Genomic DNA, 20,572 nt, shown 5'->3' on the forward strand with positions numbered 1-20,572 from the left:
TTAATTTGGCATAGGAATGGTTAAGCTAAGTGGAGAAGTTTTTCTTCTTAAATGCCATAATGAAACGGGATAGAATAATGAAAAAAATGAGCAGATTGGAAGCAGTTCTCTGGAATATTGCCTTCCCTGGTTTCACCCAATTATTAACAGGGCAGTATATAAAAGGGGTCTTATTTGTTGTTTTAGAGTTTATTATGAATGTAAATAGTCATTTTAATCGGGCCATTATGCACAGCTTTTTAGGGGAAATAGAACAGGCTGAGATGTTGGTAAATTATCAATGGCTTATGTTTTATCCTTGTATTTACATGTTTTCGATGTGGGATGCCTACCGATTTGCAATGCCAGCGGAGGAAAAGTATTCTTATTTGCCTTTTGTTTTCGGGGCTTACTTTGTAACAGTTGGATTAATGGTCTCACCAAAGGTCACTTTTTTTGATATACATCCAGGACCTATTTTTTTACCAATGATATTCCTCATTCCAGGTTTACTGGTAGGCGGCGGGATAAAAAGAATTTTAAAAGTAAGGGATAAAAGTCCCGATAGAGCGAATGAAAAGCTTTAAATCACTTATTTGATTTAAAGTTTTTTATTTTTATATCTGGTTGATTTAGGTCCGGGTTGAACCTAAAAGTACTTAATGCACTCCCACGTACCATGATAGGTGGATATGTTTTTATGATTGGGAAAATTTTTTATTCTCCAACCCCCAGAAATAGTTCTTACAGAAACGTACCTATGTAGTAAAATGCGGACACAAAGTTCTTGAAAAAAGAAATGAAAATGAGAGGAGAACAGCACTAATAAAAAACTTAAACAATAACGTAAAAAGACTGCCATTTTGGGAGTTTTGTTTACCTGAATGCTTATTTCTACAAAGTCTTAAGTAACTATATATATGTTATAATGGGACGAATAGAGGTGAGCGCATGCTAAGTTTATTGTTTAAGACCAAGAAGAAAAAAAGAACTTTGGAAGAGACTGTTTTATTAGTCCAGAATGGTGACCAAGAGCTGCTGAATCATTTAATTGATTCCTATAAGCCCTTTATTGCTAAGACCGTTTCTTCCGTTTGCAGACGGTATATTTATGAATCTGATGATGAATTTAGCATTGGACTTATTGCATTTAATGAGGCAATCGAAAAATATTCTCCAGACCGGGGAAGCTCGTTATTGAGTTTTTCCGAAGTCATTATTAAGAGAAGAGTAATCGACTATATTCGTAAACAAACGAAAGATCAACATATTAGTATCGATATCACTAATCCATTACAAGAGGAAGAATCACCGGGAACGGTGATTGTCAACGAACTTTCCCTTGATGAATTTCATAAACAGAATGATGACCAATTACGGAAAGAAGAAATACTTCATTTCCAAAAAGTGCTGACCTCTTTTGGTTTAAGTTTTAGTGACTTAGTGGAAAATTCACCAAAGCATACGGATGCCCGAATAAGTGCTATTCAAACAGCGAAAGTGCTTGTTGCCAATCCAGAATTAAAAGAAATATTACTGGAAAAAAAACGTCTTCCTATCAAACAGTTAGAGTCAATGGTAAAGGTCAGCCGAAAAACGATTGAGCGGAATCGAAAATATATCATTGCCGTGGCACTTATTTTATCTAGTGATTATGTGTATATGAAGAATTATATAAAGGGGGTCCTGGATATATGAAAAAAGGAATTATCATGGAAATAGACGATGCTTTCTTAACACTTTTAACCCCCAATGGTGAGTTCCTAAGGACCAAAAAACAAGATCAACTTTATTCGATTGGGGAGGAAATCCATTTCTTTCCGATCACTACTTTACAAACAAGGGAATCATTTTTTTTATTAAAGAAAATGTTTAAAGCGAGAAGTGTATGGGCCGTAATGGCTGCCCTTTTAATCTTACTTGGTTCTTTCCTTCCGCTCCATCAAAATAATAAAGCATACGCTTATATGTCAATCGATGCAAACTCGAGTATTGAACTCGGTGTAAATAAGAAGATGCAAGTTGTAAAATTAACAGGTTTCAATAAAGAAGGTCAAGAGGTTATTTCAAAGCTGAACGATTGGAAGAAAAAGGATGTTTCGGAAATTACTCAATCTATTTTAGAAGAGATGAAACAAGCGGGTCAGTTAGAAAATAACCAAGAGGTAATTATTTCAACTGTTCGTGCGAGAGAGCAGGATGAGCAATCTGAAAAGGAACTTCAGAAGAATATAGATGAGATCAAAGCGTCGGCAGGTAAAGAAGAGCTAGAGTTGACCGTGTTAAACGCAACCCAGGAAGATCGGGATAAGGCCCACAATCTAGGGATTACCACCGGCAAATATCAAGAGAATAAAAATCAATCCAGTCACCGCCAAAAGGAAAAACAGAAGAAGAAGAATGAGAACCAGAAGCTTAACACAGTTCCCTTATCACCAAACGTTGTAATTCCACCGGGACAGCAAAAGAAGGTTAATAATGAGAATGCTGCGGCAGCAACTAAAGAGAAAAAGGCTATTAGTTCAAATGTATCAGTAGGAAAGACAGTCCCGCCAGGACAACTAAAAAAAGCAGAAAATCAATGGAAACAAGAACAGGGAAATAATAACCAACAGGCCAAACAGCAAATGAAACAGCAGCCAAAACAGCAGCCAAAACAGCAGCCGCATTCTTCCGCAAAAAATCAATCGAATGCCCATGGTAAAGCCGCCAATCCTAATAACCATGAAAAGAAGCCAAATCAAAAAGAGCCAAATAACCATAATCATCATAAATAAAAGTCCGGTCTTAAACCGGACTTTTTTCCATATTTATTCAGTTATTGGTTATTATTTTGCCCGGATAATTGAGCTTGTGCTTGTTGGACTAATCTTTTGGTGATTTCTCCACCCACAGAACCATTTGCTCTTGAAACGGTATCAGAGCCTAATTGAACTCCAAATTCTTGGGCAATTTCGTATTTTACCTGGTCCAAGTACTGCTCGATTCCAGGCACTAACAATTTATTACTGTTATTTGCCATCATTGACACTCCTTTGTCTTAGGAAAGTTGAGACTTTCCTTGATAACTTTTTAAGCCTCGTCGCCACCTTTGAGGTGTACACACTTGGTACAATTAGGATACAGAGGAGGTTTGTCCTCTGTATTCATAGTATCTATACCCTTTTAAATTTCTATAAGTGGTAATGTTTTTCGGATTTGGATAATTTCATTAATCAGACCCTTTACTAACATCCTTTGTCGGATGCATAAAAGGATAAGCTTGTGGTTTTCTTTTGCTGTCAAGCAGTTCACGATTTTCAGATGTATTCCAGCCGATGTCATTTGTCGGATGAACCCACTCGTCTCCAGACATTATTGCGGGGTCTGTTTCCTCAGACCAATTTTCTAAAGGAGAGTTCTCTGAAGCGTATAAACTGTCACCAATGGTTACTCCAAATTCATTTACAAAGGGGACCTCCATTTTAATGCCTGTCCCTTCGAAACTTGGGGCATTTATTTGATGAGGCATGGTTTCATCAATCGTTACTTTTTCGGAGGACTGTTTATGATTTGATTTTTTCATGTTCTGTTCACTCCTTTTTCTTTTATTTTCTGTTTGAACATCAATTTTATTTAAGAAAAATAAGGAAAGGAATGAACCTTGGCACTTTGCTCAAACTAAAGATGTACTATCATATCTTTGGGAGGATGTTAAATGGCGAAACGTAAAGCGGAATTTAATGCAGTGGAAAAATATTCGAAAACCCCTCATAAAAATGTTCAGGAAAGTGAATTTTCCGCAGAGTTTACAGATAACAATAATGCCATTCGGTTCCAAAATCGTAATTCGAAACAAGGTAAAAAAGGTAGAAGCTAATGGTTAAGGAGAATCACAATCTAAGCCCCAAACCTATGGAAGAATTCAGTGTTGAAATAGGTGAGGTAAATGGGGTTAAGCTTTATGAAACGAAAAAGCATTTGAAGAAAATTGAAAAAAATAAATAAGCCGGGGGCTCCCGGCTTATTTTAGAAATTAAAAGGGAAATGTTAGGGTTTGGTCATTGCTTGGATCGAAGAATACTAATAGGTAGCCTTCTTTACGTTTCAAGTGCCCGGTTGTTAAATACTCACCTAAATCAAAGGTTAATCCCTCAAGCAGCGTATGCTTATATAAATCCTTTTCATCAAGCTGCAGTTGATTGAAATGATCCCCCAGCATGGTTGGATTGTCCATTATTTGTTTATAAAGCTGGGACCGTTCACCTTTATCCAAGGAGGCCTCCCACCAAGGCTTTCTAGGCTTGTATTTGTGATTTCTTAAGTAATCGTACTTCATTAATCCTGCAATAATTTCCAGGTTTTCTACGGAGCGCTCCTTTAAAAATGAGTATAATCTCCTAAATAAGTCCTCTAGTTGATGACCGATTCGCGACCATCCTTTATTGTCCCAGTAGGAACCAAACTCTTGAAAAAAGTCAAAAGGGGAGGGAAATACATGGTTGACAAGATATTCAACCGTATAATCCATTCGATGGTCATTCCAATATTTCTCCAATACGTCCTCGACCTGTTTAATTCTAACAATATCATCAAACGATAGGACATTATTACTTAATATTTCATATGGTGAATGGTCCATATATACATAGTGATGTTCGTCAGCGCGGAGACGAACCCCAGTCCCCCTCAGCATTTTTAAAAACCCCAATTGTAATTCTTCCGGTCTCATTTCGAATACATCATTGAATGTTTTTCGGAAGGATGAATAATCTTCTTCAGGAAGTCCGGCAATCAAATCAAGATGTTGGTCAATTTTGCGTCCTTCTTTGACCATTGTGACGGTTCTGGTTAGCTTTTCAAAATTTTGTTTTCGTCTTACCAGCTCATTCGTGTAGTCATTGGTAGACTGAACGCCAATTTCAAATCTAAAAAGTCCTTTTGGGGCTTCTTGATTTAAAAATTCAATAACCTCCGGACGCATAATATCTGCCGTTATTTCAAATTGAAATACTGTTCCAGGCAGATGTTCATCAATAAGGAAACGGAACATTTCTAATGCGTAGCTTCTGCTGATATTGAAAGTACGGTCCACAAACTTAATGGTTTTAGCGCCATGGTCCATAAGATAGCGAATATCGGCTTTTATTTTTTCACGATCAAAATATCTAACTCCGACTTCGATGGAAGAGAGGCAGAATTGGCAGCTAAATGGGCAGCCTCTGCTTGTCTCGACATAAGTGACACGCTTTCCTAGTTCGGCGATATCCTCAGGAAAACGATAAGGTGATGGTAATTCTTTAAGATCTAGTTTATTCATTTGAGGGGTTATTTTTACTTCTCCATTTCCCCTATAAGCAATACCATGGACATTTCGATAATCTTGGGCGCCACTGATTTCATGGAGAAGCTGTTTAAAGGTTTGTTCTCCTTCCCCGATTACAATAAAATCAACATCAGAGTATTTTCCCATCCATTCGACTGTATCGTAGGTTACCTCTGGTCCCCCTAAAACAATTAAAATCGAAGGATCAACCTTTTTTAGCATATTAACTACTTTGAGTGTTTCCTCTATGTTCCAAATATAGCAGCTAAAACCGATGACGTCCGGTTTTGCTTGGTAAAGGTCCGATACAATATTTAGGACCGGATCCTTAATAGTATATTCTTTTAACGTAATGGGAAATTCTGGGGCAGCATAGGCCTTTAAATAACGAATGGCAAGATTGGTATGGATAAACTTAGCATTCAGTGTAGAACAAATAACATTCATATGATTGCTCCTTTATAAATTATGACCAAATAATCATTATAGCCTATTTTTGACCAAAAGAGTATTAGCCAAACTTTAAATCATCCAACTAGTAATATCTCTAGGGATGGTATCGGAGTGATGTTTACTGTTATATCACAGAAATAAATCTGTTATATAATTAAGCAAGCGTTTTAAAGTCTGATCTAATAATGTTTTTTTAAAAATAAATAAAGTGTTCCAAAAAAAATTGGCAGATGTTTGACTTTTATCACAGCTTAAACTTCCTAATTGTCCTACAATAACGAAAGGGAAAAGTGATTAATAGATTATTTCGTAATTTTTGGAACGAAATGGGGAGGGACATTATGTCGATTTTACCGAAAAAGAATGAACTTGGATTTTTTGAAATCCGATTAGAATCAATTGGCGGCCTGGGAGCAAACCTGGCAGGGAAAATGTTAGCCGAGGCAGGGGTCTTAAGTCTTGGGTTAAGAGGCTCGAATTTTTCATCCTATGGGTCGGAAAAGAAGGGTTCACCCGTAAAAAGCTTTATTCGTTTTTGTGATCCTGATGTTGAGATTCGGGACCATAGTCCAATTGAGCAGCCGCATATTGTAGGAGTTTTCCATGAAGCATTATATAAAACAGTAAATGTGGTAAGCGGCTTGGCTGCGGATGGTATAGTTTTAGTTAATACTGCAAGAGAATTTGATGACGTAAAAAAGGATTTGCATTTAGAGTATGGCTCACTTGCGATAGTCGATGCCTTAACGATCGCATTAGAGGAGAAAACGAAGGTAAATACAGCCATGCTTGGCGCTTTATATCGAATTTGTGATTTCTTAAATCCCGAATCAATGAGAGATGTGATCCGGAAAACTTTTACGAAAAAATATCCACACCTTGTTGAACCGAATATCAGGACATTTGACCGCGGCTATAATGAAGTTCAATTTAAAACCTACGAAGTGCCAGAAGGTGCTGAAGGAAAATCCTTTACACGTTCACTTCCACCACTCGGGTTTTTAACACAAGAACTGGGCGGAGTGATGGTTTCACAGGCAAATAGTATTTTAAAAGATTTAAGTGGTTCACGGCAAGGCTTCCTGCCTGAATTCAAACAGGACAAATGCATAAACTGTGCAGCATGTGATAATGTTTGTCCAGATTTTTGTTTTGTTTGGGAAGAAGGGGAAGATAAACGCGGCAGAAAACAAATGTTTCTTAAAGGGATTGATTATCAATATTGTAAGGGCTGCTTAAAGTGTGTGGAAGCATGTCCAACCGACGCATTAGGCGATCTTCGTGAAATTTTGGGGTATGCGGATGAAAACCGTGTGAAGCAAAACTTTCCTTATATTACAGGAGGGGTACAATAATGGCGATTTTAGAAGAAAAATTAATCAAGCAGGGTGTGGCAGAGCAAGTCTCTACCTTTGAATCAGGAAATGAAATGGCGGCTACGGCTGCAGCCCAAATTAATTATCATATCATGGGATATTTCCCAATTACACCTTCTACAGAGGTTGCCCAATTTTTAGATCAAATGAAAACACGCGGCCAGCATGATATAAAATTGATTCCAGCGGATGGGGAGCATGGATCAGCAGGTATATGCTACGGAGCCGCTGCGACAGGTGCACGTGTCATTAATGCGACTAGTGCGAATGGTTTCCTCTATATGCTTGAACAAATGCCTGTCCAATCAGGTACTCGCTACCCAATGGTTATGAATCTTGTCACTCGAGCTGTCAGTGGACCGCTAGATATTCGTGGGGATCACTCAGACCTTTATTATGCCTTAAATACGGGCTGGGTTATTTTGACTGCAAAAACACCTCAAGCGGTTTATGATATGAATATTATGGCACTTAAAATTGCCGAACATTCAAAAGTCCGCTTACCTGTTATTGTGGCCTATGATGGTTTCTTCACATCTCATCAAAAGCGCAGGGTAGAATACTTTAAGGACCGAATAGTTGTCCAGCAATTTGTTGGCGAATGTCCAACAGATTATAACTTTGTCCGGGATTTGAGCAAGCCTGTTACCATTGGTGCTCATATGAGTGGTGATGATTTTATAAATAACCACTACCAACAATCGGAAGCTATTTACAATGCAGGTGAAGTATTCAAAGAAGTGGCTGCTGACTATGCGAAACTATCTGGCAGAGATTATCAAGTACTCGATCTATATAGAATGGAAGATGCAGAGGTTGCATTATTTCTATTAAATTCTGCTGCTGAGTCAGCAAAAGATGTTGTTGATCAGCTTCGTAATAAGGGAATTAAAGCTGGAGTCATCAGCCCTAATATTATCCGTCCATTCCCGGCAAAAGAAATTCGTGAAGCTCTGAAAAATGTTAAAGCCCTATTAGTTGGGGAGCGCGCAGATTCATATGGTGCCAACGGGCCGAACCTTACACATGAAGTGAAATCTGCTCTACAAGATGACAAGGAAAACAAAACCATTGTGTTAAGCCGTGTATTTGGTCTTGGCGGGAAGGACTTCTATGCGGATGATGCTAAAGATTTCTTTAATATGGCCATTGAGGCAATGGAAAAGGGCTATGCTGAAAAACCTTTTGATTATTATGGTCATATTCCAGGTAACCCGGAAAACATTCTTAAGCCTGTCATTTTGCCTCAGCATGGTGATGTATACAAAACAGGTTTAATTGATGTGAAAATGGATGAAGAAACGAATAAATTAAAGGTTAAAATTCCTCCACTTCGTGCTCTTACAGGTAAGCCTAAACGCATTGCATCAGGACATGGTGCATGTCCTGGCTGTGGTATTTTTGCCGGTCTGGAGTTATTCTTTAAGGGGATTGAGGGAGATATTGTAACTTTATTCCAAACGGGCTGTGCATACGTAACAACGACTGGGTATCCAAGTACTTCCCATAAACAAACGATGATTCATAATTTGTTCCAAAACGGTGCAGCTACACTGTCTGGTACGGTTGAAGCATTTATGGAATTAAAACGCCGCGGTGAAATAAATGTGTCTGATGAGGCAACTTTTGTCATGATTACTGGTGACGGAGGTATGGACATAGGAATGGGCTCTGCAATTGGTACGGCTCTTCGTGGGCATAAACTTATTATGATTGAGTATGATAATGAAGGTTATATGAATACGGGATCGCAAATGTCGTACTCTACACCAATTGGACATATGACAAGTACATCCGGGGTTGGAAAAGTACAGCGCGGAAAAGCATTCCACCATAAGGATACAGCTCAAATCATGGCAGCAACTAATATTCCGTATGTATTTACAGGTTCTGAAGCATTCCCGCAGGACTTAGTAAAAAAAGGTGCAAAAGCACAATGGTATGCACAGAATGTTGGACCGGTCTATGGAAAACTGCTCATCGCCTGCCCATTAAACTGGAAATCAGATGACCGCTATGGTACAAAAATTGTCGAAGAGGCTGTGAATTCCTGTTTCTTCCCGCTCTATGAGATTGAACAAGGTGTAACCACCATTACGTACAATCCAGAAGAAAAGAACAAACGGGTTCCACTTTCTGATTGGTTAAAATATATGGGAAAAGCAAAACATCTTTTAAAAGAAGAAAATCTTCCAATTTTAGAAGAGTTTGAAGCAGAAGTTGAAAAAAGATGGCTGCGTCTCAAAGCAAAACACGAAAATCCACTTCTATAAAATTAAAAGAACGCAAAGTAGTAAAGTGCTTTGCGTTCTTTTTATGTCGAAAAAGTCTGTTGATCTGTTTGTAGTAGGAAAATTTGCTTGTCGACTAAAAAGGATTTTACTCGATATATGTAGAATATATGGTTTAATATAGTAGAGAGTGAAAAAGGATTTCGCGGGGTGTCTAACGTGGAGAAGAAGGACATAAACGATACTTTACCTATTGGTAATAGTGATAAACAGAATAAAACAGTCAATTTTCAGGAGAGCGAACAAAGATATAGACGTATTTTTGAAGATTCAATCGATGGTCTCCTCCTTTGGGATAACGATCACCGTATTATTGATGTGAATCGTTTTGGTGAAAAAATGATAGGTCTACCAAAAGAACGTTTGATAGGTAACCGGATCTATGAGCCGCACACCATTTTTAAAGATGGTAAGCAAGAGATCTTGAGGCATATTGAACAAGTGTTCGAAAAAGGACAAACATGTACCACGATGATTTTCACGGATGAAGAAGGAAATACTAGATATTTTGACTGTTCATCAAAACTTGATATCCTGAGCGGGATTAATTTTACTGTATTTAAAGATATAACTGAAAAGATGGAAATAGAGGAGCAGCTCCGCAAATCAGATACGCTGAGCGTAATTGGTGAACTTGCTGCCGGAATTGCCCATGAAATTCGTAATCCTATGACGGCACTAAAAGGTTTTATTCAGCTGCTTGAGGAAAATATCACGAAAGAACATCCGATGTATTATCAGGTAATCACTTCGGAACTGTCCCGAATTGATTCGATTATAAATGAATTTTTGATTCTTGCGAAGCCTCAGGTTACTAAATTTCAGGAAAAGAATCTTAACCAGATTTTAAAGGAAACAGTCGATTTACTATCTGCTCAAGCTGTTCTTCATAATGTTCAATTTATAACAAACATCGACAGCCATCTGCCGCCTGTATTCTGTGAACCTAACCAATTAAAAAAGGTATTTATCAATATTATCAAAAATGCAATTGAAGTGATGCCTCTAGGTGGAAATGTAACCATTACTACAAGGAAGTTGGAAGAAGAACGCGTTCAAATCAGTATCCAAGATGAAGGGGCAGGAATTCCAAAAGAAAAAATAAAAAAGCTGGGTGAACCATTTTTTACGACAAAGGAACAGGGAACGGGCTTAGGGTTAATGGTTAGTCATCGAATTATAAAAGATCACCAAGGTGAAATTACAATCGAAAGTGAAGAAGGAAGAGGTACCACGTTTTATATCGAGCTGCCTTTTCAATTAAAAGATAAAAAAGAAATAATGTAAAAAAGCAATCCACGTAACCGTTCGGATTGCTTTTAATTTTTTTCAAAAATTTTATTGATATGAGGTTGGTTTTCTATCTTCAAAAATCGGAATAAGTTTGCGTATTTCTTTGACCTGATCCAAATCAATCTCAGCAGTGAGAACTTCTTCCTGCTCTGCAGCTTCAGCCACTACATCTCCCCACGGGTCAATAATGAGTGAATGTCCGGCAAATTGGTTATTTGGGTCACTGCCAGACCTGTTACAGGCGATGACGTAGCATTGATTTTCAATTGCTCTGGCGATTAAGAGAGCACGCCAATGTCCTAACCGTGCTGCCGGCCATTCCGCCACCACAAATAGGGCTTTAGCGCCTTCAGATGTATGTGCCCGAATCCATTCAGGAAAGCGAATATCATAGCAAATGACCCCTGCAAATAAATGACCATCTACTTGGAATAAGCCTTTATCAGCTCCTGCCTCGAGGTAGAGATGTTCATCCATTAATTTAAAAAGATGAAGTTTATCGTATTGGTGGGTAACAGTGCCATCTTTTGTAATAATCAGGAGGGTATTCTTTACTCCTTTTTCGACTCGATTTGCAACCGATCCTCCCACAAAATGGACCTGATGTTTCTTTGCAGCTGCCTGGAGGAAGGCAATCGTTTTCTGGGCTTTTAGGTCGGCTATTTCAGCTAACCTGGTTAGGTCATATCCGGTCGTCCAAAGCTCAGGCAGGACAATAATATCCGGATGTGACTCCATGGCTTTTTCAATTAGATTTTCAGCAGCTTGATAATTCTTTTCAGGGTCACCGAAGGCGATATCCATTTGGAGACAGGAAACTTTTAATTTCAAAAATCTTCACCTCTTTAATTTTCTGAATTTTAATTTTACTAGTTATTATAAAAGTTATACCATTTATCGAAAGAAATTCAATAGGCTTTTAAATTCTATAATTAAATATTTAATATAAAGCAGTTGAGTCAATAGGCTGGGCTGTGACTGCCCCAAAGGGATCGGTTTTTACCTGGCTGAAAAGATTTTCCTTCTATTTCAAACCTTACAAGTAAATTCTGCCTGGTTCTATCGCACTAGAAAATATTCCGCAAAAGTTTTATTTTATCTCTTTAAAGTGAAAAAACCCCGAAAATTTAACTTTTCTCTACTTTATTCTCCATACTTGGTTGTGGAGATATTTGTCGTTTGTATGCGAAAAAAAGAGAAAAAGATGTCGAAAATCGAAAGAAATAGAATGTTTTGTCTACTTTTGCGATTGTATTTACTTTTAATAAAATTCTTGTCATAATTCTTCAAGTAGTCTACTTTTTGAGTAGTTTATAGTAAGCGTGTAAGGTAGGAGGATAAAATTGTACGAGGATAGTAAATATCAATCTGAAATGATTGAAAAGATAAAAGTAAAAAGAGAATTAATGATTAATAGTGCAAATAGACACGGTTTTACAAGTGAACAAACCATTAAATACAGCCAGGAACTAGATGAACTAATCAATCACTATCAAAAAGTGATTGGGCAAACTTCTAAATTAAATGAAGAAGTAAAATTTGCTTTTAAACACATGATTATGATCTGGCCAAAGGTTCTTGTTTAAAATATGAAGGTCTTCAGTAACTAATTATATACCTATTCAACCGGAAGGCCTTCCAGTGTCTTTTTTTCTCCAATTATTTGTCAATCCCCCCCATTTATACTCAATTGACCTTAACGAACTCTAGTTAAAATCCCCAAAAAATTCTTATTATCTAATATTTGCAATAATAGTGCAAAGCTGTGATTTTTATCATTGTTTATATCGTCATATTTAATATAGTTATATTAATAGTATTTTGTTTTAAATTCACTCATACCTATACTCGATCTTCTACAACTAGGATTTCACTATGATTTCGTTAATCGACAAAGCTTCCTAGAATCCACATTATTCTTACCCATCATTTTTACTTTTAAAAAAGGTATAAGAAAATCTCGCATGTTTGGTACTATGCTTGTGTTGCGATACATATATCGTTAATAAAAGCATTTTTAACAACCAAAGAAAGCAAACGCTTTCAATTATTATAGTTCATATGGAGGAGGGAAAGTCCTACATGCACATTGTCGTTTGTATCAAACAAGTACCTGATACAAAAATTATTAAAATTAACCCAAAAACAAACACACTTGATCGTCGAAGTGCACCAGCCATTTTGAATCCTTATGATGCCCATGCGGTTCAAGAGGCTGTCAAAATTAAGGGAAAAACGGGCGGGACCATTTCAGTATTGTCAATGGGACCGCCGCAAGCAACAGCTATTATTAAAAAAAGCATTGAAATAGGGGCAGATAGAGGTTATTTAATTACAGACCGTGCTTTCGCAGGGGCAGATACATTAGCCACCAGCTACGCATTATCAAAGGCTTTAGAACGAATTGGTAAGGAACTCCCTGTTGATATGGTGATTTGCGGAAAACATGCCATAGATGGGGATACTGGTCAGGTTGGACCAGGGATAGCAAGAAGAATGGATATCCCGCCTGTAACAAATGTAATTGAGGTGGCAGAGGTCAATCAAGAGGAAAAAACCGTTTTAATCAAACGAAAATTAACCAATGGTTATGAATTAATTCAATCGGAGATCCCATGCCTGTTGACCGTTGAAAAGGAAATTAACCAAATCGCATATTCACCAATGCCTAACATGATTAGAGCTGCTAGATACGAACCAATTATCTGGGCAGTCAGCGATCTTGAAGATGTTGACCGGACTCAGCTTGGTTTAAAAGGCTCACCAACGATCGTAGGTAAAATGTTTACACCACCACGTCCTGAAGGCGGTAAAAGACTAGAAGGGTCAGCACATGAGCAAGTAAAACAGCTTATGGAAGTATTATTAGATAAAAAGGACCTATTTACGATTCAGTCAGCTAAATAATCAAAGTTATTTTTCTGCTTTAGGGAGGGGTTTATATGAATCTTGATGACTATCGGGGAGTCTGGGTATTTATTGAACAAAATGGTAATAAAATTGAGGGAGTTTCACTCGAACTGCTTGGTGCGGGGAGAAAATTAGCGGATAAATTACAAGTTCCATTAGCAGGTTTTTTACTGGGACATGGAGTTAAGCAAATGGTCAACCAAGTAATTTCTTACGGTGCGGATGAAGTTTATGTTATTGATCAGCCCATCTTAACACATTACCGAACGGAATCTTATATGCAGGGCGTTATGCTGTTGGCAAGAAAATATAAACCGGAAATTATCCTATATGGGGCTACACCGAATGGGAAGGATTTAGCAAGTGCAGTTGCAACCGATTTATCGACCGGTTTAACTGCAGATACGACCATGCTGGATGTCGATGTATCAAACCGATTACTTGAGGCAAGCAGGCCGGCGTTTGGTGGAAATATTATGGCAACCATTCTATGTAAGAAGCACCGGCCGCAAATGGCAACTGTTCGGCCAAAGGTTATGAAGGCATTAGAGCCGGATGCAGCAAGACTTGGTAAGGTAATTGAAGAGAAGATTGATTTAAAAGAAGAAGATATGCGGACAAAAGTGCTGCAAATTGTGAATGACGTAACAAAAAAGGCTAGTCTTGCTGAGGCACATGTAATTGTTTGCGGTGGTAAGGGTATGGGGGATTTGCAAAACTTTCAGCTTATTCATGAGTTAGCTGAAACCATTGGTGCCAGTGTAGGTGGTACTCGCGATGTTGTGGAGGCAGGCTGGCTTCCGCACGAACAACAGGTTGGTCAAACCGGTGAAACGGTAACACCAAAGATTTATTTTGCGATTGGAATCTCTGGTGCGATCCAGCATGTGGTTGGGATGAAAAACTCAGAGTTTATTATCGCCATTAACAAAGATCCAAATGCGCCTATTTTTGATGTTGCAACATACGGGATTGTAGGAGACGCGATGGAAATTGTCCCTAAATTAATACAGCAATTTAAGCAGCTCAAGACGGAAAAGGGCGGTGAAATTAGTTATGCCTGAAAAATTTGATGTGATTGTAGTTGGAGCTGGGCCTTCAGGTACAGCATGTGCCCTCACTTGTGCACGAAATGGCCTGAAAACTTTACTGATTGAAAGAGGTGAATACCCAGGAGCAAAAAACGTTATGGGCGGTGTTTTGTACCGCAAGCAGATGGAAGAACTAATTCCTGAGTTTTGGAAGGAAGCCCCTCTTGAGAGACCCGTCATCGAGCAGCGCTTTTGGATGATGGATAAGGAATCGGTTGTGTCTTTTGGTTACAAAGGTCTTGAATGGGCAGTGGAACCATATAATAATTTCACTGTATTGCGTGCCCAGTTCGACCAATGGTTTGCCGGGAAGGCGGTTGAGGCCGGAGCTCTGCTGATCAACGAAACTGTAGTGCTCGAGTGTATTGTGGAAAATGGCAAGGTTGTTGGTGTCCGGACGGATCGTCCAGATGGTGCCGTTTATGCAGATGTTGTGGTACTGGCAGATGGGGTAAACTCTCTTCTATCCAAACAAATAGGTTTCCATAAAGAATTTCGCCCTGATGAAGTAGCCTTAACCGTTATGGAGGTTATTAATCTTCCAAAAGAAAAAATTAATGACCGTTTTAATTTAGAGGATAATCAAGGATGCACGATTGAGATATTTGGAGATTCAACAAAAGGCAACCTTGGAACAGCTTTTCTATATACGAATAAGGACAGTTTAAATATCGGGGTCGGAACAACCCTATCTAGTATGATTAAAGCAAAATTGAAGCCATACGATCTATTAGATTATTTGAAAAATCATCCGATGGTAAAACCGTTGATTGCTGGCGGGGAATCTGCAGAATATTTAGCCCATCTTATTCCTGAAGGCGGCTACCGTTCTGTTCCTAAGGTTGCTGGTAATGGAGTCATTGTGGTTGGCGATGCCGCTCAGCTAGTCAATGCCATCCATCGTGAGGGCTCCAATATGGCAATGCATTCAGGTCTATTAGCAGCTGAAACTGTTATTGAAGCTAAGACGAGAGGTGATTTTTCTGAGTCCAGCTTAAATCTTTACCGTGAAAAGCTGTATGATAGTTTTATTATCAAAGACTTAGAAAAATATAAAGATGCTGCCCATACCTTTGAGAAATACCCGCAATACTTCAATGAATATGTTCCAATGATGAATAAGGCAATGAGTAAATTCTTTACAGTCGACGGAACACCGAAACGGGAAAAACAAAAACAAATCATGAAGAGTGTGACGGCAGAAAAAGGAACTATTCGAGTTATTCAGGATATTTATCGTGCCTGGAAGGCGGTGAAATAATGTCAACGAAGAATATCGAAGAAAAACAGTATCTTCTCCGTTTTAAGTGTGACACGAAATCGCATCTAACTGTACTTGATCATGATGTATGTATGACAAAATGTCCCGATAAAATTTGTACAGTATTTTGCCCTGCTGAAGTGTATAAGTGGGAAGGAACTAGGATGCAAGTAGGTTATGAAGGCTGTCATGAGTGCGGCAGCTGCCGAATCGGGTGCCCCTATCAAAATATAAAATGGGAATACCCTAAAGGCGGTCACGGAATTGTTTTCCGGTTAGCCTAAAAATAAAAAGAGTGCTGGTTGGCTTGGTGCAACCAGCACTTCTTTTTATGCAAGGAAAAAGTAATTGATCATTCTTGGATTGGTGATAAAAGACATTTGCACTTTTATTACGATATGTAAGTTTTTTCACAAATAGGAGTAAAAAGAAGGTGAAGCAGAGGGTTACGCTGAAGAGGATTTAGCTGATTTTCTCTAAAAGAGTGGCAGAGGAAAGTTCATCCTTTTTGCTTGATTGAACTAATGAGGAGGCCAAAGTATTCGCATAATCGATTAATTCCAACTGGGGTGAACAATAATAGGGTGCCTTCCAATTAAAGTCGCCCTCGTCTGTTGCCGGATAAATACTGACTTTCCAGTGATAATATATTTTGGGTTGTGGAAGCTGAACTCCTTCAACTGCTATTAGCCAATGGGTAAAGGGTTGGTCAGGACAATAAGCCTCGGTATTTTTTAACGACTGCAGGTCATTTAATCCGATGGGAATTAAAGCTTTTTCATAAAAATCATGATAATTTGGAGTTTTCATTTATATCACCCTCCCGAATTCGGTATATCTATATTATATGAAACAATAACCCCTTAATTGTGTGATAATTGTTAAAACTGTTCAAAAAATTTTTAACTTCCTCATAAAGTTTTCACAATTACACCATTTGTAAATAATGGTTTATAAAAGTGACTTCCGTCACTACATGGCTAATCGGAAATTTATATACTTAAGTCACAGAAATGATATAGAGGTGAATGGAATATGAATAGCTGCATGAGTGGTTTTGGCGGTATGGACCAAGGGGAGTTAAGTGAAGGGCTTGCCCGTTTAAAAGGTGAACATCCTGCCTTAAGAGCTCAAATGGAAGGATTGTATCGTTTAACGCAAAAAATGGATCAAGAAATTAATGTGGAAGCAAATTTTAAAGAATTAATTATAAAGGTCAAAGAATTTAAAGGTGCCTTAGATCCGCATTCTGAGAGAGAAGAAGGTGTTCTATTTCCTATGATGGGCGTTTATATTGGTACCACTTCTGGGCCCATTGCTGTAATGGAATATGAACATGATCAGGCAAAATCAAATATCGGTGCCTTCCTTCAAAAGGCGGAAGTTGGGGAATCGACTACTGAGGAAATGAAGAAGATAGCTGAACTAGTTCAAAATGCTTACTTTATTTTAACTGACCATTTTAACAAAGAGGAAAATGTGTTATTTCCAATGGCTGAAAGAATGCTGTCAGATGAAGAAAAAACGGAGTTATTACGGAAGATACAAGAAATTTAAACGAAAAAAGGATGGGCAGCGCTCATCCTTTTTTTCGTTTTTTGATCCATGTAATACTTAAGAAAATTACCCTTGTTGATTCCATTCTGAGACTTTTTGATCACTCGGAAGCAAGAAGGCGATTAGACCAAGCAGCGGAAGGACACCGAGCCAAGTGATCATGGATTGCAGGCCAATCCAGTCAGCAATCGACCCAAGACCAACAGAACCTATAGCTCCCATCCCGAACGCAAGGCCGACAGTTAACCCGGACATAGTACCAATCTTTCCTGGAACTAACTCCTGGGCATACACAACCGTAACCGAAAAACTAGTCATTAGAATAAACCCTGCAAGAATAAGAAAGATAAAGGCAACTGTTGGCGGTACATGCGGAATAAGTATCGAAAAAGGAACAGTCGCTAACATTGAAAAGGAGATAATATTTTTCTTTCCAAATCGATCTGAGAGCGGTCCTCCAAAAAAAGTCCCAACCGCACCTGCTACCAAGAACGCAAATAAAAATAGCTGAGATTCCTTTATAGATAATGCATATTCTTTAATAGCATAGAAGGTATAGAAGTTTGTCATCCCAGACGTATACCAGGTTCTTGCAAAAATTAACAGTAAAATGAATGCGAGCGTGTTTTTAACTTCTTTCGACATTCCCTCGCTCACACTTGCCCTTGTTTCCTTTTTTACTACCCGAGGGGCAATTAGTAATCTTTGTTGATACCAATTTGCGATATATATGAGTAATATAACCGCTATTGCGGCAACAATGGTAAACCACGATGCGCCAATTTGCCCGAGTGGAACTAATATTAGAGCAGTAATAACAGGTGCCAATGCCTGCCCTGTATTGCCGCCTACTTGATAAATAGATTGTGCGAGCCCCCGTCTGCTCCCTGCGGCCATATAAGCCACTCGGGAACCTTCAGGATGGAATACGGCAGAGCCAAGTCCAATGAAAATAACGGATAGTACAATTAGTACAAAATTACTCGCAAATCCTAAGCCGAGAATTCCAAAAAGTGTAAAAGACAGACCGATGGGCAGGGCAAAGGGCATTGGCTTTTTGTCTGTAACAAAACCAACGACCGGCTGCATAACGGATGAAACCATATTTAACGAAAAAGCTATGATACCTAACTGGGTAAAGCTTAAGCCCATTGATTTTTCTAATATGGGGAACATCGCAGGTACAACCGCTTGAATGGCATCATTCAATAAATGGCAGAGGCCGATAATAAGCAGAATTTTAAACATAGTTGATTCCGAGGCTTTCGAAGCCTTTGTTGATAAAGCAGCTGGTTGATTCATATTATCCCTTCTTTTTTGTATTGTTTTTCCTATCTTACTACTTATTTACTAAAATAAAAAACAATTATTTCTATTTTCGAAATTAAAAAATAATAATATAAAAAAAGAGATGGTTCAAAGGGGGATTTATGGAAAAATCGGTTGAAGTTTTATTTACCCAGACTATTTTGGATAATTTCTTAGGTTGTTTTCAATTGGAAGATAAGGTTAGAAAGTTGGGGGACTTTGAAAATTATGTATTTGAGGTTTATCAGGATGGAAAACCGCTGGTATTAAGGATTACACATAGTTCACATCGTAAACGAACAGAAATTGGGGCAGAACTCAATTGGATGGATTTCCTTTTTAAAAATGACGTAAATTGTCCAGGGGTCATACCTTTGCCTACTGGAGATTTCATACAAACTGAAAAAGCGGCAGATGGGACTTCTTTTTATGCCTGTCTATTTTCAAAGGTCAGGGGAGAACCTGTAAAAATAAATTCTCACACCTTCAACGAGGAATTGTTTTATGCTTGGGGGAGAGAAATCGGTAAAATGCACCGGATCACAAAACAGTATCAACCACAAAAAGGTGAAAGCATACGTCCTTATTGGTACGAAGAGGAATTGCTCCGGGTTGAAGACTTTTTTTCACATGAACCTGAAATAATTGAAAATACACAGCAGCTAATTTTCGAGTTACGAGAGCTGCCGCAGAACCTAGATAATTTTGGTCTCATCCATTCGGATATCCATTCCGGGAACTTTTTCTACGATGGGAAAGAGGTCCATGTGTTTGACTTTGATGATTCTAGTTATCATTGGTTTGTATCTGACATAGCCATTCCGTTATATTATTCGATACTTTATGGATCCAGTAACGTAAAAGAGGGGGAAAGGAGAACATTTTCTAAGTTTTTCTTAAGTCATTTTACGAGGGGCTATGAAGTATATCATCCTCTTCCAGAGAACTGGAAAGAGCAGCTGTCACTTTTTCTAAGACTGAGGGACATAACGCTTTACTCTGTGTTTCATAAAAAAATTTCTCCACAGGACCGGAACGACCGGTTAAATCACTTATTGTTGGAATTAAGGAAGAGAATCATCCAAAAAGAGGCAATCGTCCAAAACCCCTTATAAAATAAGGGGATTTGACAGACATTAAAAAATTTTTTATAATTAATTTTGAAATCAAGATAATTTTCTTAATTGAATCCTTCCAGATTTTATTAAAACTTAAAAGGATGAGTTTCTTATGGACAATCAATCAGTAGAAAAATCATTAAAGTTATTTATAGTCCTTTCTAGAGCATATAAAGCGATTAATGAACATGTAAATAAAGCTATTCAAACAAAAGGCTTAAATCCAACCGAATTTGCAGTGTTAGAGCTTCTATATCATAAAGGTGATCAGCCAATGCAGCAGATTGGCGGAAAAATTCTTCTGGCTAGCGGCAGTATTACCTATGTAGTCGACAAGCTCGAACAAAAGGGACTACTCAGACGAATTGCCTGTCCGAATGACCGACGGGTCACATATGCCCAAATAACAGAACAAGGAAAAACATTTATAGAAGAAATTTTTCCTGAACATGCCAAACAAATTGATACGCTGATGTCTAGTCTGTCCGATTCGGAAAAAACGTTAGCAATAGACTTACTGAAAAAATTAGGTATACCGGCAGGAAAATTTTAATACGGCCAATGGTCGTATTTTTTTTATTAAAGGAATACTATTAGAAAGTGTCGAATTGTTAGACTTGAAAAATGGAA

Annotated in this window: 22 protein-coding genes; 16 read left to right on the plus strand and 6 right to left on the minus strand. The window is 38.2% G+C overall.

The window, feature by feature from the left end:
• Positions 1–77 precede the first annotated feature (77 nt).
• The 3 genes from L1999_RS07590 (at position 78) to L1999_RS07600 (ending at position 2,756) form a co-directional block, all read left to right on the plus strand.
• The gene (locus L1999_RS07590) at positions 78–566 is read left to right on the plus strand and encodes a hypothetical protein (protein ID WP_235742998.1); all 489 of its coding nucleotides are present in this window, start codon (positions 78–80) and stop codon (positions 564–566) included.
• Between the two features lie 364 nt (positions 567–930).
• Positions 931–1,677, plus strand: a complete 747-nt coding sequence (sigI, locus tag L1999_RS07595; RefSeq protein WP_235742999.1) for an RNA polymerase sigma factor SigI — start codon at positions 931–933, stop codon at positions 1,675–1,677.
• A complete protein-coding gene (locus tag L1999_RS07600; RefSeq protein ID WP_235743000.1) occupies positions 1,674–2,756 on the plus strand; it encodes an anti-sigma factor domain-containing protein in 1,083 nt (360 codons plus the stop codon). Before sigI ends, L1999_RS07600 begins: the two co-directional genes overlap by 4 nt.
• Positions 2,757–2,797: 41 nt before the next feature.
• On the opposite strand, the gene L1999_RS07605 is transcribed toward L1999_RS07600, so the two are convergent.
• Together L1999_RS07605 and L1999_RS07610 are read right to left on the minus strand one after the other, a co-directional pair.
• Positions 2,798–3,001, minus strand: a complete 204-nt coding sequence (locus L1999_RS07605; RefSeq protein ID WP_215040574.1) for an alpha/beta-type small acid-soluble spore protein — start codon at positions 2,999–3,001, stop codon at positions 2,798–2,800.
• Between the two features lie 189 nt (positions 3,002–3,190).
• Positions 3,191–3,544 carry a DUF3905 domain-containing protein gene (locus tag L1999_RS07610; protein WP_215040575.1) on the minus strand — a complete coding sequence of 118 codons (354 nt, stop codon included), beginning with the start codon at positions 3,542–3,544 and terminating at the stop codon, positions 3,191–3,193.
• A gap of 132 nt (positions 3,545–3,676) precedes the next feature.
• Between L1999_RS07610 and L1999_RS07615 the strand changes: the two genes are divergently transcribed.
• On the plus strand, positions 3,677–3,838 hold the full coding sequence (locus L1999_RS07615) for a hypothetical protein (protein ID WP_215040576.1): 162 nt from the start codon (positions 3,677–3,679) through the stop codon (positions 3,836–3,838).
• Entirely contained in the window at positions 3,838–3,966 is a 129-nt protein-coding gene (locus tag L1999_RS29545) for a hypothetical protein (protein WP_275677438.1), read from the plus strand. The genes L1999_RS07615 and L1999_RS29545 overlap by 1 nt, the downstream gene beginning before the upstream one ends.
• Before the next feature lie 28 nt (positions 3,967–3,994).
• Here L1999_RS29545 and L1999_RS07620 read toward each other — a convergent pair whose 3' ends face one another.
• Positions 3,995–5,731, minus strand: a complete 1,737-nt coding sequence (locus L1999_RS07620; RefSeq protein ID WP_235743001.1) for a B12-binding domain-containing radical SAM protein — start codon at positions 5,729–5,731, stop codon at positions 3,995–3,997.
• Between the two features lie 347 nt (positions 5,732–6,078).
• Between L1999_RS07620 and L1999_RS07625 the strand changes: the two genes are divergently transcribed.
• The 3 genes from L1999_RS07625 to L1999_RS07635 all read left to right on the plus strand — a co-directional run bounded on the left by L1999_RS07625 (position 6,079) and on the right by L1999_RS07635 (position 10,691).
• Positions 6,079–7,092: a 2-oxoacid:acceptor oxidoreductase family protein gene (locus tag L1999_RS07625; protein WP_235743002.1), complete on the plus strand. Its 1,014-nt coding sequence runs from the start codon at positions 6,079–6,081 to the stop codon at positions 7,090–7,092.
• Complete coding sequence (locus tag L1999_RS07630; protein ID WP_235743003.1) at positions 7,092–9,386, plus strand: thiamine pyrophosphate-dependent enzyme; 2,295 nt, start codon at positions 7,092–7,094, stop codon at positions 9,384–9,386. Before L1999_RS07625 ends, L1999_RS07630 begins: the two co-directional genes overlap by 1 nt.
• Before the next feature lie 177 nt (positions 9,387–9,563).
• Entirely contained in the window at positions 9,564–10,691 is a 1,128-nt protein-coding gene (locus L1999_RS07635) for a PAS domain-containing sensor histidine kinase (RefSeq protein WP_235743004.1), read from the plus strand.
• Positions 10,692–10,742: 51 nt separating this feature from the next.
• Here the strand turns inward: L1999_RS07635 and L1999_RS07640 are convergent, their stop codons facing one another.
• Positions 10,743–11,528 (minus strand): carbon-nitrogen family hydrolase, encoded by a 786-nt coding sequence (locus L1999_RS07640; RefSeq protein ID WP_235743005.1) that lies wholly within the window; start codon positions 11,526–11,528, stop codon positions 10,743–10,745.
• 512 nt (positions 11,529–12,040) lie between these two features.
• On the opposite strand from L1999_RS07640, the gene L1999_RS07645 reads away from it, so the two are divergent.
• The 5 genes from L1999_RS07645 (at position 12,041) to L1999_RS07665 (ending at position 16,243) form a co-directional block, all read left to right on the plus strand.
• A complete protein-coding gene (locus L1999_RS07645) occupies positions 12,041–12,283 on the plus strand; it encodes an aspartyl-phosphate phosphatase Spo0E family protein (protein WP_235743006.1) in 243 nt (80 codons plus the stop codon).
• 496 nt (positions 12,284–12,779) lie between these two features.
• A complete protein-coding gene (locus L1999_RS07650; RefSeq protein ID WP_235743007.1) occupies positions 12,780–13,604 on the plus strand; it encodes an electron transfer flavoprotein subunit beta/FixA family protein in 825 nt (274 codons plus the stop codon).
• Positions 13,605–13,639: 35 nt separating this feature from the next.
• Positions 13,640–14,671, plus strand: coding sequence for an electron transfer flavoprotein subunit alpha/FixB family protein (locus tag L1999_RS07655; protein ID WP_235743008.1), 1,032 nt, complete (start codon positions 13,640–13,642; stop codon positions 14,669–14,671).
• Positions 14,664–15,959 carry an FAD-dependent oxidoreductase gene (locus L1999_RS07660; RefSeq protein ID WP_235743009.1) on the plus strand — a complete coding sequence of 432 codons (1,296 nt, stop codon included), beginning with the start codon at positions 14,664–14,666 and terminating at the stop codon, positions 15,957–15,959. Before L1999_RS07655 ends, L1999_RS07660 begins: the two co-directional genes overlap by 8 nt.
• Positions 15,959–16,243: a ferredoxin family protein gene (locus L1999_RS07665; RefSeq protein WP_066252392.1), complete on the plus strand. Its 285-nt coding sequence runs from the start codon at positions 15,959–15,961 to the stop codon at positions 16,241–16,243. Before L1999_RS07660 ends, L1999_RS07665 begins: the two co-directional genes overlap by 1 nt.
• Before the next feature lie 178 nt (positions 16,244–16,421).
• On the opposite strand, the gene L1999_RS07670 is transcribed toward L1999_RS07665, so the two are convergent.
• Positions 16,422–16,769, minus strand: coding sequence for a hypothetical protein (locus L1999_RS07670; RefSeq protein ID WP_235743010.1), 348 nt, complete (start codon positions 16,767–16,769; stop codon positions 16,422–16,424).
• A gap of 225 nt (positions 16,770–16,994) precedes the next feature.
• Between L1999_RS07670 and L1999_RS07675 the strand changes: the two genes are divergently transcribed.
• The gene (locus L1999_RS07675) at positions 16,995–17,516 is read left to right on the plus strand and encodes a hemerythrin domain-containing protein (RefSeq protein WP_235743011.1); all 522 of its coding nucleotides are present in this window, start codon (positions 16,995–16,997) and stop codon (positions 17,514–17,516) included.
• Positions 17,517–17,582: 66 nt separating this feature from the next.
• Here L1999_RS07675 and L1999_RS07680 read toward each other — a convergent pair whose 3' ends face one another.
• Entirely contained in the window at positions 17,583–18,818 is a 1,236-nt protein-coding gene (locus L1999_RS07680; RefSeq protein WP_235743012.1) for an MFS transporter, read from the minus strand.
• 128 nt (positions 18,819–18,946) lie between these two features.
• On the opposite strand from L1999_RS07680, the gene L1999_RS07685 reads away from it, so the two are divergent.
• Entirely contained in the window at positions 18,947–19,939 is a 993-nt protein-coding gene (locus L1999_RS07685) for a phosphotransferase enzyme family protein (RefSeq protein WP_235743013.1), read from the plus strand.
• Between the two features lie 115 nt (positions 19,940–20,054).
• A complete protein-coding gene (locus L1999_RS07690; RefSeq protein WP_215040589.1) occupies positions 20,055–20,495 on the plus strand; it encodes a MarR family winged helix-turn-helix transcriptional regulator in 441 nt (146 codons plus the stop codon).
• Positions 20,496–20,572 lie beyond the last annotated feature (77 nt).

Origin of the sequence: Neobacillus drentensis (assembly GCF_021560175.1) — a bacterium.
Classification (GTDB): domain Bacteria; phylum Bacillota; class Bacilli; order Bacillales; family Cytobacillaceae; genus Neobacillus; species Neobacillus drentensis_A.

Excerpts from the sequence above, each read along its gene's own strand:
- L1999_RS07590 (WP_235742998.1), top strand. The coding sequence starts at position 78 with ATGAAAAAAATGAGCAGATTGGAAGCAGTTCTCTGGAATATTGCCTTC.
- sigI (WP_235742999.1), top strand. The coding sequence starts at position 931 with ATGCTAAGTTTATTGTTTAAGACCAAGAAGAAAAAAAGAACTTTGGAA.
- L1999_RS07600 (WP_235743000.1), top strand. The coding sequence starts at position 1,674 with ATGAAAAAAGGAATTATCATGGAAATAGACGATGCTTTCTTAACACTT.
- L1999_RS07605 (WP_215040574.1), bottom strand. The coding sequence starts at position 3,001 with ATGGCAAATAACAGTAATAAATTGTTAGTGCCTGGAATCGAGCAGTAC.
- L1999_RS07610 (WP_215040575.1), bottom strand. The coding sequence starts at position 3,544 with ATGAAAAAATCAAATCATAAACAGTCCTCCGAAAAAGTAACGATTGAT.
- L1999_RS07615 (WP_215040576.1), top strand. The coding sequence starts at position 3,677 with ATGGCGAAACGTAAAGCGGAATTTAATGCAGTGGAAAAATATTCGAAA.
- L1999_RS29545 (WP_275677438.1), top strand. The coding sequence starts at position 3,838 with ATGGTTAAGGAGAATCACAATCTAAGCCCCAAACCTATGGAAGAATTC.
- L1999_RS07620 (WP_235743001.1), bottom strand. The coding sequence starts at position 5,731 with ATGAATGTTATTTGTTCTACACTGAATGCTAAGTTTATCCATACCAAT.
- L1999_RS07625 (WP_235743002.1), top strand. The coding sequence starts at position 6,079 with ATGTCGATTTTACCGAAAAAGAATGAACTTGGATTTTTTGAAATCCGA.
- L1999_RS07630 (WP_235743003.1), top strand. The coding sequence starts at position 7,092 with ATGGCGATTTTAGAAGAAAAATTAATCAAGCAGGGTGTGGCAGAGCAA.
- L1999_RS07650 (WP_235743007.1), top strand. The coding sequence starts at position 12,780 with ATGCACATTGTCGTTTGTATCAAACAAGTACCTGATACAAAAATTATT.
- L1999_RS07655 (WP_235743008.1), top strand. The coding sequence starts at position 13,640 with ATGAATCTTGATGACTATCGGGGAGTCTGGGTATTTATTGAACAAAAT.
- L1999_RS07660 (WP_235743009.1), top strand. The coding sequence starts at position 14,664 with ATGCCTGAAAAATTTGATGTGATTGTAGTTGGAGCTGGGCCTTCAGGT.
- L1999_RS07665 (WP_066252392.1), top strand. The coding sequence starts at position 15,959 with ATGTCAACGAAGAATATCGAAGAAAAACAGTATCTTCTCCGTTTTAAG.
- L1999_RS07670 (WP_235743010.1), bottom strand. The coding sequence starts at position 16,769 with ATGAAAACTCCAAATTATCATGATTTTTATGAAAAAGCTTTAATTCCC.
- L1999_RS07675 (WP_235743011.1), top strand. The coding sequence starts at position 16,995 with ATGAATAGCTGCATGAGTGGTTTTGGCGGTATGGACCAAGGGGAGTTA.
- L1999_RS07680 (WP_235743012.1), bottom strand. The coding sequence starts at position 18,818 with ATGAATCAACCAGCTGCTTTATCAACAAAGGCTTCGAAAGCCTCGGAA.
- L1999_RS07685 (WP_235743013.1), top strand. The coding sequence starts at position 18,947 with ATGGAAAAATCGGTTGAAGTTTTATTTACCCAGACTATTTTGGATAAT.
- L1999_RS07690 (WP_215040589.1), top strand. The coding sequence starts at position 20,055 with ATGGACAATCAATCAGTAGAAAAATCATTAAAGTTATTTATAGTCCTT.